The sequence below is a fragment of the Rhodococcus sp. IEGM 1241 genome, assembly GCF_033142365.1.
Classification (GTDB): Bacteria; Actinomycetota; Actinomycetes; order Mycobacteriales; family Mycobacteriaceae; genus Rhodococcus_F; species Rhodococcus_F erythropolis.
Genome location: NZ_JAWLSE010000002.1, coordinates 550,898 through 564,767, shown reverse-complemented (window position 1 = coordinate 564,767; position 13,870 = coordinate 550,898). Strand labels below are relative to the sequence as shown.

Here is a 13,870-nt window from a genome sequence, read left to right as displayed (position 1 = left end):
ACCCCTCGATTTCGCCAGCCGAATGTGCTGACCACGCGAAGATCACACACCCTCAGCCGGCCGTAGGACCAAAGTCCGCAAACATCCAACAACACCCGCCGCCACCGGAAGCCGGTGCACACCAATCGAACAGGGCAAACACCACTCGCCCCGAAATCGACGGGCGGCGATCGAAGTTTCCACACCGGAATAGTTCATCTACTGACGGACCTTCGTCCCAGACACGCGGGCACTCCCCTCGACGCCATGCAATAACCATCCCTCACTGAGGGTTTCATCGATCTACGGCCTTCCAAGACCTCGATAGGTCCACCCTGCGTCGCGCCAGGTGGTCGGTTCCAGGCAGTTACGTCCGTCGATGATGACCTTCTTGCGGACGACCACTTCGAGATCCGACGGCAACAACTTTCGAAACTCGGTCCACTCGGTCAGAACCAAGACGACATCAGCTCCTGCACACGCGTCAAGTGCACTCGAAGTGTAAGTGAGGGTGGGGAACAACGCCTTCGAGTTTCCCATGGCCTTCGGGTCATAGACATTGACGGCAGCGCCTTGGAGCTGAATCTGGCCGGCAACGTTCAGCGCAGGTGAGTCGCGCACGTCGTCGGAGTCAGGCTTGAAGGCTGCACCGAGAACCGCCACATTGGCTCCGAGTAGAGAACCACACGCTTCTCGAGCCAGTTCGACCATCCGAGTACGACGACGCATGTTGATATTGTCGACTTCGCGTAGGAAAGTGAGTGCTTGATCTGCTCCCAGCTCACCCGCACGCGCCATGAAAGCACGGATGTCCTTAGGTAGGCAGCCACCACCGAAACCGATTCCGGCGTTGAGGAATCGCCTACCAATTCTCTCGTCGTGGCCGATGGCATCGGCAAGAACGGTCACATCCGCGCCCGACGCCTCGCACACCTCCGAGATCGCATTGATGAACGAGATCTTCGTCGCCAGAAATGCATTGGCTGACGCTTTGACCAACTCCGAAGTCGCAAGGTCGGTCACAACGAAGGGAATACCTTCGTTCAAGAGCTGCTCGTACACTTCACGCGCAACCGATTCCGCACGTCCGGGTCGATTACGGTCGACCCCGAGCACAAGCCGGTCCGGGTGAAGTGTGTCTTTCACCGCGTAGCCTTCCCGGAGAAATTCCGGGTTCCACGCCACCTCGACGTCTTGTCCGGCAGGCGCCAGTTCCCGTGCCCGCGCACCCAATCGCTCTGCTGTACCAACTGGCACTGTTGATTTCCCGAAGATAACGGTCGGCCTGGTCAAGAGGGGTGCAAGCGTCTCGATCACCGAATCGACAAAACGCATGTCGGCCGCGAACTCCCCCTTCTTCTGCGGCGTACCGACGCCGAGGAAATGGATGTCGGCGAACTCTGCGGCCTCCTCGTAGGAAGCCGTGAATCGAAGACGTCCCGCGGCTATGTTGCGGCGCAGCACTTCCTCGAGTCCCGGTTCGTAGAAAGGAACCTCCCCAGCTTCGAGCATCGCGAGCTTGTTCGGATCAACATCCACCCCGAGAACCTCGTGACCCAACTCGGCCATGCAAGCTGCATGTGTCGCCCCGAGGTAGCCGGTGCCGAATACCGCAATACGAGAAGTCATAACGATGTCTGCCTGTCGAAGTCGGGTTTACGTCGAATAATGCTGTAGTACTTCATGTCCTGATCGAATCGACGTTCTGTCGATACCACTCCACGGTCGATGCGATTCCCGCACGAAGATCAATCCTGGGCTGCCACCCCAAATCTCGAAGCTTCCCGATGTCAAGCAACTTCCGCGGCGTCCCGTCAGGTTTCGAATGATCCCATTCGATCTCGCCGTCGAACCCGATCTCGTCCGCCACGATCGCGGAGATCTCCGCGATACTCTGGTCCTCGCCCGTACCAACATTGACGTGTTCTGCTCCGTCATAGTGGTCGAGCAAATGAAGGCAGGCATCCGCCATGTCGTCGACGTGGAGAAACTCGCGCCTCGGCGTCCCGCTGCCCCAGTTAACGACTGACGCAGCTCCATCACGGCGCGCGTCGTCGAAGCGCCTGATGAGGGCTGGCAGCACATGAGAGCCCTTGGCAGAGAAGTTGTCACCCGGGCCGTAGAGGTTCGTCGGCATCGCGGAGATCCACGGTCGCCCGAACTGCTTGCGAACAGCCTGTACCTGCAGGATTCCCGCGATCTTTGCGATGGCATATGCATCGTTCGTCGGTTCCAGATGACCGGTCAGCAGATATTCTTCGCGAATCGGTTGAGGTGCGAATTTCGGGTAGATGCAGGATGATCCGAGGAATAGAAGGCGATCTACGTCGAATTCGGCCGCCGCGTCCATCACGTTCACCTGGATGCGAAGGTTGTCGGAGATGAAGTCCACCGGCAGTGTGCTGTTCGCCAGTATCCCGCCCACTCTGGCTGCCGCGAGGACCACGTTCTTCGGCCTCTCAGCGGCGAAGAATTCGAATACGGCACCGCGGTCGCGAAGATCGAGTTCGGCGGACGTGCGACCGACAAGGCGATTGAAACCGTCGGCTTCCAAACGACGCCAAATCGCTGAACCAACGAGTCCACGATGGCCCGCAACGTATACCGTGTCGCTTCGATCGAGGGACTTCTGCGTGTACTCCCCCGTCATCGAGCGTGCTCCCAATCCACCAGGTTCGGACGGTCGATCCAGGGCTTGCCCTCACACGTCAGAGCCTCGATGTCCGCATCGACCATGATTCGAGCCAGCTCCGGGGTATGTACAGTCGCCTTCCATCCGAGCTTCTGCTCCGCCTTACCGGCGTCTCCGATCAACGCATCTACTTCCGTCGGCCGCAGATAGCGCTCGTCGAAGCGCACGTGATCTTCCCAGTTCAGGCCGGCGTGCTCGAAGGCCACCGTCAGGAAATCCTTGACCGAGTAGTTACCGCCTGTCGCGAGCACGTAATCGTCCGGTTCGTCGACCTGAAGCATTCTCCACATTCCCTCCACGTACTCCGGCGCATAGCCCCAGTCGCGGATTGCATCGAGATTGCCCATGTACAAATGGCTTTCCAGACCGGCCTTGATCCGCGCCACCGCTCGCGTGATCTTGCGAGTGACGAATGTTTCGCCTCGCCGGGGAGATTCGTGGTTGAACAGAATTCCGTTCACGGCAAAGATCCCGTACGCCTCGCGGTAGTTCTTGGTGATCCAGTACGAGTACACCTTCGCCGCACCGTACGGCGATCGAGGATAGAAGGGAGTCTGCTCGTTCTGCGGAGGCGGTGTCGCACCGAACATCTCGGAACTGGATGCCTGGTAGAACCTGCATTCGAGACCAGCCATCCGGACTGCTTCGAGCAACCTGATCGACCCGATTCCGGTCGTGTCACCGGTATGTTCGGGCTCGTCGAAACTCACTCGTACATGGGACTGCGCTGCAAGGTTGTAGACCTCGTCCGGGCGTATCTGTGCGAGAAGAGTGACCAAACGCGCCCCGTCGCTGAGATCTCCGTAATGAAGGAACAGTTTTGCATCCGGCGTGTGGGGATCCACATACATGTGGTCGATTCGAGCTGTATTGAACGTGGACGATCTACGAATAAGTCCGTGGACCTCGTATCCCTTGCTCAACAACAGCTCCGCGAGATAGGAGCCATCTTGACCGGTAATGCCTGTGATCAGTGCCTTCTTCATTTCTCTCCTTGATGTGGATGTACGACTTCACAATTTCCTGGCATCTATTCACACGGCCACGCCCGTCTCCACCGCCTTCTCCATGCTTGAAATTCGCCGTGTCGAAATATAGATGCACGGAATGACTTGGAGTACAACCATTCCTGCGGATAGCCCCAGGTAGAGTGCGGCGGGTCCGAGTTCAGGAATCAGAGATATTGCCAATACCATTCCGACGAGGCCGCTCAGCCAGACGCACAGGACTTGCACCCATAGTCCTCGTGGGTCCATGAGGAACATTGCTGCCGGTTGATGCACCGAAACAACAAGGATGTAAACACTTCCAGCCAAAACGGTTGCCAGTGGGACGACAAGACTTCCACCCGAGACAAACCGTATTCCCGGATAGCTGATGACGATCAGAGCGAGCGCAAATACGGCGCCTACTGTGCCGAGAAGTACTATATGCTGGGCGAATTCGCGTACCCGAAGCGTCCCGATTCGGAATCGTTCGCGATACCTTGACCACAAGTTCTGGCCCATCACTCCCAAGATCGCCAATAGCGGTCCAGCGAATTGCGCCACTACCGAATATTGTGCGACGTCTTCGACCGTTCCGAAAGTGGAGATCAGCAACCTGTGGCTCTGAAAGCCGACAACCATACCGATCGATATCAGAAAAAACGGGACCGCAGTTTCAGCTATGCGAACTCGCACCGGGCTTGTAAGACTCCAACCGATCAACGAACCCTCATCGCCGGAAATCGACCGAAGCGCGAGAGCGAGGGTAAGAAATCCGACGGCGAGGTAGCCTGCGCACGGTGCCAGAACAAACAGGTAGGCCGGCGCGTGAGTTGTCCAACAGACCACTATCACGATCAGTTGAATGATCGGACCGATCAACGCTGCGGTAACGACAACGCGCATCTTTCCGCAACCCTGCAGGATGCGGGACCCCAAACCCAATGGAATACCAACTGCCGCAGATATAATCACCACTGTGGCCAGCGCCGACGCATGATTCATCTCACCGACCGCGCCTAGTATCGGCACCCACAGCCCCATCTGGTACAACAGGAACGCGAGGCTTGCGACAGCGAGGGAAACCAGAACTGTGACCAGACTCGCCCGACGAAAATGGGATTGGAACGACATCCGATCGAGTGCACCACTTCGGTAATCTGCTGTTGCGTTCACCATGGTCGCGCCGATACCGAAGTCCGCGAAGGGAAGTAGATTCAACATGGACGCCATCAGCGCGTAGAAGGCGTAGTACTCAACGCCGTAGTCACGAGACAGAATTGCTATTACGGCGAAGTTCGCACAAGCTCCAGCCAGCAGACCTACCAGTCGAAAAAACCCGGTCCCGCCCAGGTCGATCGACTTCGCCGACCTCAGGTAGGAGCTGACGACTGTGTTCACCCTCGTGCCTCCGAGGTCCCAGCACCAGAGACGATTGTGGACTGCTTCAGACCGCTGTTACCGAGCCGAGAAAGTACCTTGTAGCACGCGGCAACTACTACCTTTGTGCAGCCTCGCCAGTACAAACCTTGCGCGAACGACGCTCGTCCCATACGTGCATTCGCAGCTGCGGCAACCGCCGATGCGTTCATCAGCCGAACGTTGATCCCCAGATGTCGCGCGTAGTGGCCCCTGATCGACTCCTTGCACAACAGCGATTTCTCAGGAGAACCAATGGATTTACCTGCGTACATCGAATACACGAGGGAAACAGTGTTGTGCTGAACGATTCGGCCGACGACGGATAACCGAATGAACATCTCGTAGTCGTCGGCGTAACGCTCGACGATCTCAGGTACGTCCAGCGCAATCGCCGCTTCGTAATCGGCACGCCGAACCAGCGCAGCTCCCGGTGGAAACGGACCGTACCCTTGTGTCAACAGGGTTCGAGTATTGATCTCGGAGTACGACTGATTGTTCAACCGACTACGCCCACGCGGGAGGCTCGCCATCACACGTCCAGCGACGACTGCGCAGTCCGCCTGCGCAGAGAGAATACGCAAGGACTCGTGAACGCCGGATGCGACCAGAAGATCATCCGCGTCCAGGAACACGATGTACGGTGCCGTGACAAGCTCGGCCCCCCGCCGTCTCGCGAGGTATGCACCCGCATTTGGCTGCGTCAGAACACGTATATCGTGGGCGCGACATAGCGCGGCAGTACTGTCGGTGGAACCGTCGTCTACCACGATGACTTCCGAAGCGCCCGCACTGTGCGCGCTCTCGATTGACGCCATAAGTGTGGCTTCCGCATTGAAAGCTGGTATGACAACTGCGAATTCCGCACTCAATTGCGTTGTGGGTTCCAAATAGTCATCGGACACGAGGAGTCACCCCTGCTAACACACGTCTTTGGACACGATCGGTTTTTGCCAGAAGCGCAACTCCCAAGGACACTGCATAATCAAGCCACTGCGCCCTGAAGACTGTGACACCGGTCAGGGCGCGTGATCGCCGCATGTCCCGGTAATGATCCATCATGCCCCGCACCGAACCGGCGCCGGCCGAATCAAAATCACAGAAAAACTCGGTCCACACCCGCGGTTGCGATCGAACCGCCATCTTCAGCAGATAAAGTTGGTCGGCACTGAGCCCGAATTCGGTATCGTAGCCGCCGATCTCAACATGCAGCGACTTCTCGATCACACATGCTTGATGGGGAATTATGTTTCCGCCTAGCGAAAATCGGGACAGACTGAACGGGATTCGGCCACCGATTCCGATGGAACTTCCGGAGTCATGGATGTTGCTCAGCCCGTAACCCCACCGCCAAGAGACATCCCCTCCTTGATACTCCCGAGAGACTCTCTCCAGAACGTCACATGAATGGAACACGTCGGACGAGTGCATGAACCACAGCAACTCGCCACTCGCCAGTTCCGCGCCGATGTTCATTGCGTCATAGCGACCGCTGTCGAGACCTGAGTTCCACACTAACGAATCACCCAACGAATCAAGGTATTCGACAGTCCCATCGGTCGAGCCACCATCGATCACGATGTGTTCGACTCCTTGTGCACTCTGAGCCCGGACGCTCTCGATCGTGCGGATCAGCCCCGAAAGATCGTTCCTGGTGATGGTAATGACGGTGACCGATGAAGTCATCGAGAAGCCCCTATCGCGAATGCATAGGCGTCGATGAGCGCTGTACGCGAACTCACGACGTCCACTGTTCGGTTGAAATATTGTGTCTTGGCTTGAACCGTCGTTCGGTAGTCCAGGCAGTCGAAGTAATGTGTGACGGCCATCGACAGAGACTCGGCGGTATTGCCAGCGACTGGATAGCCAAGCGAGACCATACTTTTGATGTCACGACTGATTACGGAGACACCGACCGCGGCGGCTTCCGCAGCGGAAATCGGAGCGCCCTCCCAGGCCGCAGTATGGAGATACAGCGAACTGGCGCGCACTTCGTCCAGCACCTGTTCAGCTGGAATCCAACCCGTCACCCGAACCCCTGATTCCACGAGACTTTCTTTCAAGACGGCTTCGCCATCTCCTACCCACACGAACTCGAACCTGCTCGACAGCCTTGCTGCAATATCGGCGAACAGTTGGGGATCCTTTTGGGGAAATATCCTTCCCACCATCACTACTCGGCTTCGTTCAGCCGGTACCTCCGCTGTCCGAGAGCTGCTTGCGCGCAAATATTCGCCGTGATCGGTCGGTGATACGTTGCCGACCACGATGGAGGTGGAGGAGTTCGACAACTCCGTAGTCAACTCGGCTTCTCGTCCACTCACTGCAACAACACACTGACGCCGAATCGAAAGTAGCCCACGCTCAACAGACTTGTAGAGTACCCGCGCTAGGGGACTGACGTCGGTGCGCTCGAATGCGTAACAGTGTGGGGTGTATACGATCCCAGCTCGGTGCCCAGGGATGATCCGGGCGAGACCGGCAAGACTGGAATGCAGGTGCAGAATATCGAAATCTCCTCGGCGCACCATTCGAATCGCGGATAGCAGTAGTGCGGCCAGACTTCCAGGTACCAATGTCACGCTGAGTTCGGAGGGGAAGCTGTATGTGCTCTGCCCGACCCGTTCGCGAGCGATCACGCAGTGATGCATTTCTGGCGTCAACGCCTGATAGTTCAAGATCGCGGTGCTTACACCTCCTCCGAGTGCTTCCGTGACGTGCAGAACCTTCATCGCGCACCATCCCTCGTAAGGCCGGCAAGAACATTTTGGTTTCGAATAGCTTTCATCGCAAGGTCTTCCGTCTCCGAAGTATCAACTGATCTTTTCCGCATGCCTGAGGAGCACAAGAGAAGAATGAGAGGGCACAGGAAGGGAAGCAGACCGGTTCGATACGGCTGGATCGGTGCCTCCAGGAAACCCACAGCGACCGTGGTTACGATCAGCGCCGATGCCAAGTATCGATTTTCGACATCCGTGGTCAGCAGCGCCCAGACGGCAGCGACGACAAGCACGGCAATTCCGAAGAACCCGACGGCGACGCCGAGTTCTAACCAAATGTTGTGCGCGGCATAGTTGGAGGAGAAGCGATACGCGTTATGCTCCGTCCAATAGTTCGCACCGTGACCAACATTCGGGCTCTCCGAAATCAGCTCCTTCGCCCGCATCCACAAAGCACCGCGATAGGTGTAATCACGGAGTCCGTAAACTCGGAACACTGGCACAAAAGAAATCACCAACGCAACCATCGCAGCTGCCAGTGCCACAACCCGCGACATGCGGTTTCCGATACCGAGGACTACCAGGTAGCCGAGAACCAGACCGATCATCGCTGTTCGACTGCCAGAAATTTCGATCACGATCAGGCTCGCCAGTCCAACCGCCGCGACTGTGATCCAGTGTTGCCGATACACCGCAATGACGCTCAGCAGTGCGACACACAGCCCCAGGAAGTTGCCATTGCCTGTGATCGACGACGTGAGCACTTGGCCGGCCACAGTGCACTTGTCCAGCCGACAGGTCTCGACCACAGCCTCAGGCCAGACGACGAAAACCACAGCCATACTCAGACAAAGGACGAGCAGACCCTGGTAACAAAGACGGGGCCAGTTCAGTACATCAACCGAGAGCGCGCGGCACCACAGAAGCGTAGGCACAATCATGAATATCGCTCCGACGACACCGATGTCCACGACCCCGAAGATGAGGATCGGCATGATCACCACCGCCATGACCAGTATCGCGGGGACATAGGGGAATGAATCTCGGGATCCGAGCGCGACGATGAAAATCGCGATTCCGATGACAATCGAAGGCACGTAGGAGATCACGAAGACCGCGGAGCCAGAAACTGGAAGGTATAGGGCAAGGACGCTGCCTAACACCGCTTTGAAAAGGACCGGCCATACGACCGATACCCAAAACCAGATCCCGATCAACCCGCTTCTGGTGCTTGTCGAGGTTTGTCGTCGGGGTTGCAACACCGTGACCACACGTAAACGTGCCATCAGCAAGAGAAAAACACTGGCAAACAACAAGATCGAGAGATTCATGTCATTGGCCAACCGTCGGCAGGTGGCATGGCACAGCCAGGGAGTCGAGCAGGCATTCCCTCTGGGATGCGACGGCCTCGATGCGTGAATCGATCAGGCTCCAGTAAGCGGCTGGATCGTCTCGAATCGATTCCACCGCGTCGAGAACGCGAGTTGCCGAGGTCCTTCGGGCATCGAGAACGTACTGTTCCAACCCCAGATCATGAAATGCTCCCCATGATTTTCGTTCGTAGCCTAGGTGCACACTCGGCTTTCCGGCGAGCAATGCAGACAACGATCCGTGGAGGCGCGTACTGACAACGACGCGATTCTCCGTGCTTTCCAAATAGTGCTGCAATGGCTTTGGGGTTCCCGGAGAGTATTTGACGGTGAGGGGCGTGTCATTGTTTCCGCCACCGGTGGACTGAATCGCCCATACAACATGATCTGACCGAGCCAAGTCGGACAAAGTGTTCTCGTAGGATCCAGGGCGGGACAGCTCACGTGCCACGACTACCGGGCCATGCGTGATCTCGATATTGCGAGGTGTACGGACCTCCGCCATCTTCAGAACCGCCAGATCCGAGATTCGTTCGACATTGGTCAGGTCGGCGAACAAATCGCGTGATCGATCGTCACGAACGAGCACCTGGTCCATCGCCTTCAGTGAACTCGCGATACGGCGACGGAGAATGTTCGGGAACGGGCCGATACTCTGCGGCAGATAGATCTTGCGCGCACGACTTCGTGCGGCAAGATCGAGTTGACCGAAATGCGCCCCCGCAGTTTTCAGGGCCTCGGAAACAGACGAGCCCCGAAGGTATCCGCCCCCGACAGCGACTATCAAGTCCGCTTGTTCGAACAGTATCTTGACAGGTGCTGGCCCGCCGGTGACGGAACTAGCCAGCATGGAAACACGCACGGACGCCTTCTTTTTCGGGTTCGGAATCCATGCCGATGCCCACTGATGAAACTTGACATGATTTGCCATCGGATGGTGGCGGAACGATTCGGCATCAGTGGCAATCACGTCGACGACAGAATCCGGCCACACCGATCTCAGCAATTCGAGTGTTTCCTCCACCAACAACCGGTCGCCAGAGTTTTGAGCACTGTATGCGTGAATGACCAGGATGCGCGGGTGGTCACGATTGTATTCGGGCAACGATCTCACTCCTGGTCGTCATGGTTCGGGACGCCTGCAAACCCATTGAATAGGCAAAATCTCGGTACTCGTCACTCGATACGACGCCGAGGGCGGACCGAAGGCTGGGCGCGCCGGCAAATGTAAGCACCGGCCCGGAGGTGCGCAGATCCTCGAATGCAGGTAGATCGGCAGCAACAACCGGCCGGCCGCGCGCCCACGCCTCCCATACGAACACAGGATTGAGTTCGTTTCGACTGGGCATAAATGCTGCATCTGACCAATCCAGGTAGGGCACAACATCGTCGACGCGTCCCACCAGTTCCACCGTATGCGAAGAAGGCTTCGCACTGTCGAACCGCTGTCTCAGGTCTTCTTCTTCGGGCCCTGAACCCAAAATCTTTATTTCACAGGGAATCTCGATATCCGACAGAAGTTCGGGAATACGATCGAAGCCCTTCTGCTTGGATAGACGGCCACAGGCCAGCAGCCGTAGGGGTGCCCCCGAAGATTCACGACGAGTGGTTTCTCTCGAGTCAACTCGGATCAAGTTCGGCTCGTACACAAGGCGAGCGTGCGGTCCGTAACGTCGTTGACGAATCTGACTCACGGCTAATTCCGAAGGCGCAGTGATCAGCTTTGCGTGCCGAAGTGCATTACGAACGAGCACGTTCTCGACCAGGGAGACAACGCCAGTTTCATCCGCACTCGGCAACTGATGGAAGGTCGCAATCAGCTCACCCGGAAGACGTTTGAACATACTCGAAACACCGAGGGCGACATGGCTACCCCTCATCAGTGAATAGACCACATCCGAACGCTGCAGATGTGTTGCTACTGCACGACTGGCTCCGACCAGTCCGCCAGGACTTCTTGGATAGTCGAGCATGACGAACTCGTCTGCGAGGTCGGCAACCTCGTTGAAGTCTCGGCAGCCTGCGAACAAAGTGACCACGGTCGTATGTGTGTCGGTAAGCCCGCGCAATAACCCGCACAAGGATTTCTGTGCACCCCCACCTTCCAACCAGGGCGCCACAACAAGCAACGACTTCAACTTTGGCGGTTCCGACACAAACTTCTCCTGGTCAATTTGCTCCATCACTTCCCAACATCGCCTTGAGCGCCTTCGCGACGATCGTGTTCTCGCTCGTCATCGACCAGTTGTCGAGGTACGAAAGATCAAGGGGAGCTGCGCCTTTCCACCGAGAACATCACGAACTGAAGTCGGTCCAGACATCCGTATTCACGTCTCAGTACGCGCCGTCACTGGCCAATACCGCTTTCAACGTTTTGCCGACGATCAAGACATCACCCATGAGCGACCAGTTGTCGACGTACGAAAGATCCAGTCGTACAGTCTCTTCCCAAGAAAGGTCCGAGCGCCCACTGACCTGCCACAGCCCTGTGATCCCCGGCTTGACAAGAAGTCGGCGACTGACAGTTCCGTCGTAGGCCTCGACCTCGCGACGCAGCGGCGGCCTGGGGCCGACAACGCTCATCTCGCGCCGAAGAACATTGACGAACTGGGGCAGCTCGTCAATCGAGTAACGGCGCAAGAAGCGCCCGACCGGTGTAACGCGCGGGTCGTCGCGCATCTTGAAGAGCACACCCGCGCCGTCGTTCTGGGCCATCAACGATGCCACCTGCGAGTCTGCGTTCTGGACCATCGAACGGAACTTGAGCATCGGGAACGGTTTCCCGTCCAGCCCCATTCGTTCCGCTCGATACAACACCGGGCCCGGGCTCGAGAGCTTGACCGCCAGAGCAGCGGCCAGGAGAACAGGTGCAATTGCCGCCAGTATCAGTGACGCGAAGATCACGTCGAACGAGGATTTCGCAAAGCGCTGCGCACCATGATATTTCGGACGCTCGACGCGTATCAAAGGCTGACCGGCCACCGGCCGCATCGACAGGCGTGGCCCCGACACATCGACGATGCTGGGCGCAACGACGAGATCGACGTCCCGCGATTCCAGATCCCAGGCAAGCGCACGTATGCCATCCGAGCCGAGATGCTCCGTTGCCGTTACCGCAACGGTGTCTGCGCCGACCAGTTCCAACGCTTCGACTACCGATGTCTCACCGCCGAGGAGCGGTATGTCACGCCCGTCGACCGCGATGGACTCGTCCGCGTGCCGAAGGAACCCCGGCACACATACTCCGACCACGCGGAAACCGTCTGCGCTACCTCGCTCGAAATTTCGTGCGAGTTCAGCGCCGGCATCCTTGCTGCCCACCACCAGTACAGATGTGAGGCACTCACCGCGAGTACGCCGTCGCACGATCACCCCACGCCAGAGCCAACGGCTCAACAGCAGCGCGAGAAGGCCGACAGGAAACGCGAATGCGAGGTAGAGCCGGGCGATATCGAGACGGAGCAAAAGGCTTACGATCGCAATGACGCCGAACAATCTCATCGCGGACACCAGGATTCGTCGATACTCCTCGGGACCGCTTCCGATCACACTCGCAGATCTCGTCCTGAATATCTGCAACGTCGCCAGCCACGCGACCACCACACCGATGGACAAACCGGTGTAGCTGAACTGCCCGAGCTCACGAGCGTCGACGGCGGTCGGCGCGGCGCCGAATCGAAGCCACTGAGCGGCCGAAACCGCACCAACGACAATCAGCGAATCCGTCACTGTCAGAGCACGTATGTATCGATGCTGCCACGCAGCACGCGAGGAAAACTCCGCACGGGAGTCCGGCACGATGCGCGGACGCCGATACCCGAGCGACGGCGCCATGGACATGTCCAATGCCGACATCTGACCAACCTTCCCGTTTGCGAGCCGCCAGGCCCCGACCGTTCTTCGGAATTTCCGGTTTGCGCCCGAAAGCTTCAGGCACAACTAAAAGATGGAGAAGAGCAAATGTTCCGCTTAGGTGTCGGCAACGTTGCAACTCGATAATCTGGAGGCATTGCACGTGCCGCGTGAGTACTATGAGAACATCTCGAAGGCCGGAGTTCAATTCGAATAATGTTGCAGGTCAAGACTCTAACCGGCAATTCTTCTTCCCAGCACACACCCGAAGAATGTTGGACGATCGTTCACGTTCGATCGCCGTAAAGCCACGGTGCCATTTGCGATGCAGTTACCAGTTGGTAGCTATAATTCAGCTATTCAGCAAATGCACGGAAACCTCCAGGGCTTAGGTCCCGACGACCGCAATAGCTCACAAAGCGGACATTGCCTCTCACTGCTGACCACAGTTCTTTCGCATGGGTAACTGGACCCGCATCCACGCAACCGAGAACCGTCCCTGCACGTTGGGGACCTATGTCCCCGTAGGTCGAATCCGCGGAACTTGATTGAACGTTCTGCAATCCGAAAGTGAATTACCCTTCGATACGGAGTAATTCGGCAGACCGAAAATCTCGTCATGCCATCCGGCCGGCCAAGGCCCGCACTGGGAAGCGAAAAAAAGATTTCAAACTTCCCACTATGTGAGATGCGAGCACGTGAGGCGTCCGGCCGGACTGCTCAGAGACCGGCGCCTCGACGTGGCGAGGGCGATATGTCTTGATCAAGTAATGTCTGCATGTGGCGCCGGACCGACGGCGATGGTCGGCAGTCCCTAGCGGTGCGCAGCCTCGAATCGCACGCAGATGTCGG

At 57.5% G+C, this 13,870-nt stretch carries 11 protein-coding genes; all 11 read right to left on the bottom strand.

The genetic code is table 11. From position 1 onward, the window contains the following. Window positions 1-282: 282 nt before the first annotated feature. Window positions 283-1,608: a UDP-glucose dehydrogenase family protein gene (locus tag R4P70_RS12315; protein ID WP_099698604.1), complete on the bottom strand. Its 1,326-nt coding sequence runs from the start codon at window positions 1,606-1,608 to the stop codon at window positions 283-285. 52 nt (window positions 1,609-1,660) lie between these two features. After that, a complete protein-coding gene (locus tag R4P70_RS12310; protein ID WP_042951021.1) occupies window positions 1,661-2,629 on the bottom strand; it encodes a GDP-L-fucose synthase family protein in 969 nt (322 codons plus the stop codon). Beyond that, window positions 2,626-3,657, bottom strand: a complete 1,032-nt coding sequence (gene gmd, locus R4P70_RS12305) for a GDP-mannose 4,6-dehydratase (RefSeq protein WP_042951020.1) — start codon at window positions 3,655-3,657, stop codon at window positions 2,626-2,628. Before gmd ends, R4P70_RS12310 begins: the two co-directional genes overlap by 4 nt. Before the next feature lie 48 nt (window positions 3,658-3,705). Continuing rightward, a complete protein-coding gene (locus R4P70_RS12300) occupies window positions 3,706-5,058 on the bottom strand; it encodes a lipopolysaccharide biosynthesis protein (RefSeq protein WP_019747433.1) in 1,353 nt (450 codons plus the stop codon). Continuing rightward, window positions 5,055-5,981 (bottom strand): glycosyltransferase family 2 protein, encoded by a 927-nt coding sequence (locus R4P70_RS12295; protein ID WP_021343200.1) that lies wholly within the window; start codon window positions 5,979-5,981, stop codon window positions 5,055-5,057. Before R4P70_RS12295 ends, R4P70_RS12300 begins: the two co-directional genes overlap by 4 nt. Beyond that, complete coding sequence (locus tag R4P70_RS12290) at window positions 5,971-6,762, bottom strand: glycosyltransferase (RefSeq protein ID WP_019747435.1); 792 nt, start codon at window positions 6,760-6,762, stop codon at window positions 5,971-5,973. The genes R4P70_RS12295 and R4P70_RS12290 overlap by 11 nt, the downstream gene beginning before the upstream one ends. Continuing rightward, window positions 6,759-7,727, bottom strand: a complete 969-nt coding sequence (locus R4P70_RS12285) for a glycosyltransferase (protein WP_256064995.1) — start codon at window positions 7,725-7,727, stop codon at window positions 6,759-6,761. The genes R4P70_RS12290 and R4P70_RS12285 overlap by 4 nt, the downstream gene beginning before the upstream one ends. Window positions 7,728-7,804: 77 nt before the next feature. Next, window positions 7,805-9,127: an O-antigen ligase family protein gene (locus R4P70_RS12280; protein WP_317830871.1), complete on the bottom strand. Its 1,323-nt coding sequence runs from the start codon at window positions 9,125-9,127 to the stop codon at window positions 7,805-7,807. 1 nt (window position 9,128) lies between these two features. After that, window positions 9,129-10,280 (bottom strand): polysaccharide pyruvyl transferase family protein, encoded by a 1,152-nt coding sequence (locus tag R4P70_RS12275; protein ID WP_235867974.1) that lies wholly within the window; start codon window positions 10,278-10,280, stop codon window positions 9,129-9,131. After that, window positions 10,252-11,349 (bottom strand): glycosyltransferase family 4 protein, encoded by a 1,098-nt coding sequence (locus tag R4P70_RS12270; protein WP_031332980.1) that lies wholly within the window; start codon window positions 11,347-11,349, stop codon window positions 10,252-10,254. Before R4P70_RS12270 ends, R4P70_RS12275 begins: the two co-directional genes overlap by 29 nt. Before the next feature lie 151 nt (window positions 11,350-11,500). Continuing rightward, on the bottom strand, window positions 11,501-13,021 hold the full coding sequence (locus tag R4P70_RS12265; RefSeq protein WP_069146123.1) for a sugar transferase: 1,521 nt from the start codon (window positions 13,019-13,021) through the stop codon (window positions 11,501-11,503). Between the last annotated feature and the right edge of the window lie 849 nt (window positions 13,022-13,870).

Excerpts from the sequence above, each read along its gene's own strand:
- gmd (WP_042951020.1), bottom strand. The coding sequence starts at position 3,657 with ATGAAGAAGGCACTGATCACAGGCATTACCGGTCAAGATGGCTCCTAT.
- R4P70_RS12285 (WP_256064995.1), bottom strand. The coding sequence starts at position 7,727 with ATGCATCACTGCGTGATCGCTCGCGAACGGGTCGGGCAGAGCACATAC.
- R4P70_RS12270 (WP_031332980.1), bottom strand. The coding sequence starts at position 11,349 with ATGGAGCAAATTGACCAGGAGAAGTTTGTGTCGGAACCGCCAAAGTTG.
- R4P70_RS12280 (WP_317830871.1), bottom strand. The coding sequence starts at position 9,127 with ATGAATCTCTCGATCTTGTTGTTTGCCAGTGTTTTTCTCTTGCTGATG.
- R4P70_RS12310 (WP_042951021.1), bottom strand. The coding sequence starts at position 2,629 with ATGACGGGGGAGTACACGCAGAAGTCCCTCGATCGAAGCGACACGGTA.
- R4P70_RS12290 (WP_019747435.1), bottom strand. The coding sequence starts at position 6,762 with ATGACTTCATCGGTCACCGTCATTACCATCACCAGGAACGATCTTTCG.
- R4P70_RS12265 (WP_069146123.1), bottom strand. The coding sequence starts at position 13,021 with ATGTCGGCATTGGACATGTCCATGGCGCCGTCGCTCGGGTATCGGCGT.
- R4P70_RS12315 (WP_099698604.1), bottom strand. The coding sequence starts at position 1,608 with ATGACTTCTCGTATTGCGGTATTCGGCACCGGCTACCTCGGGGCGACA.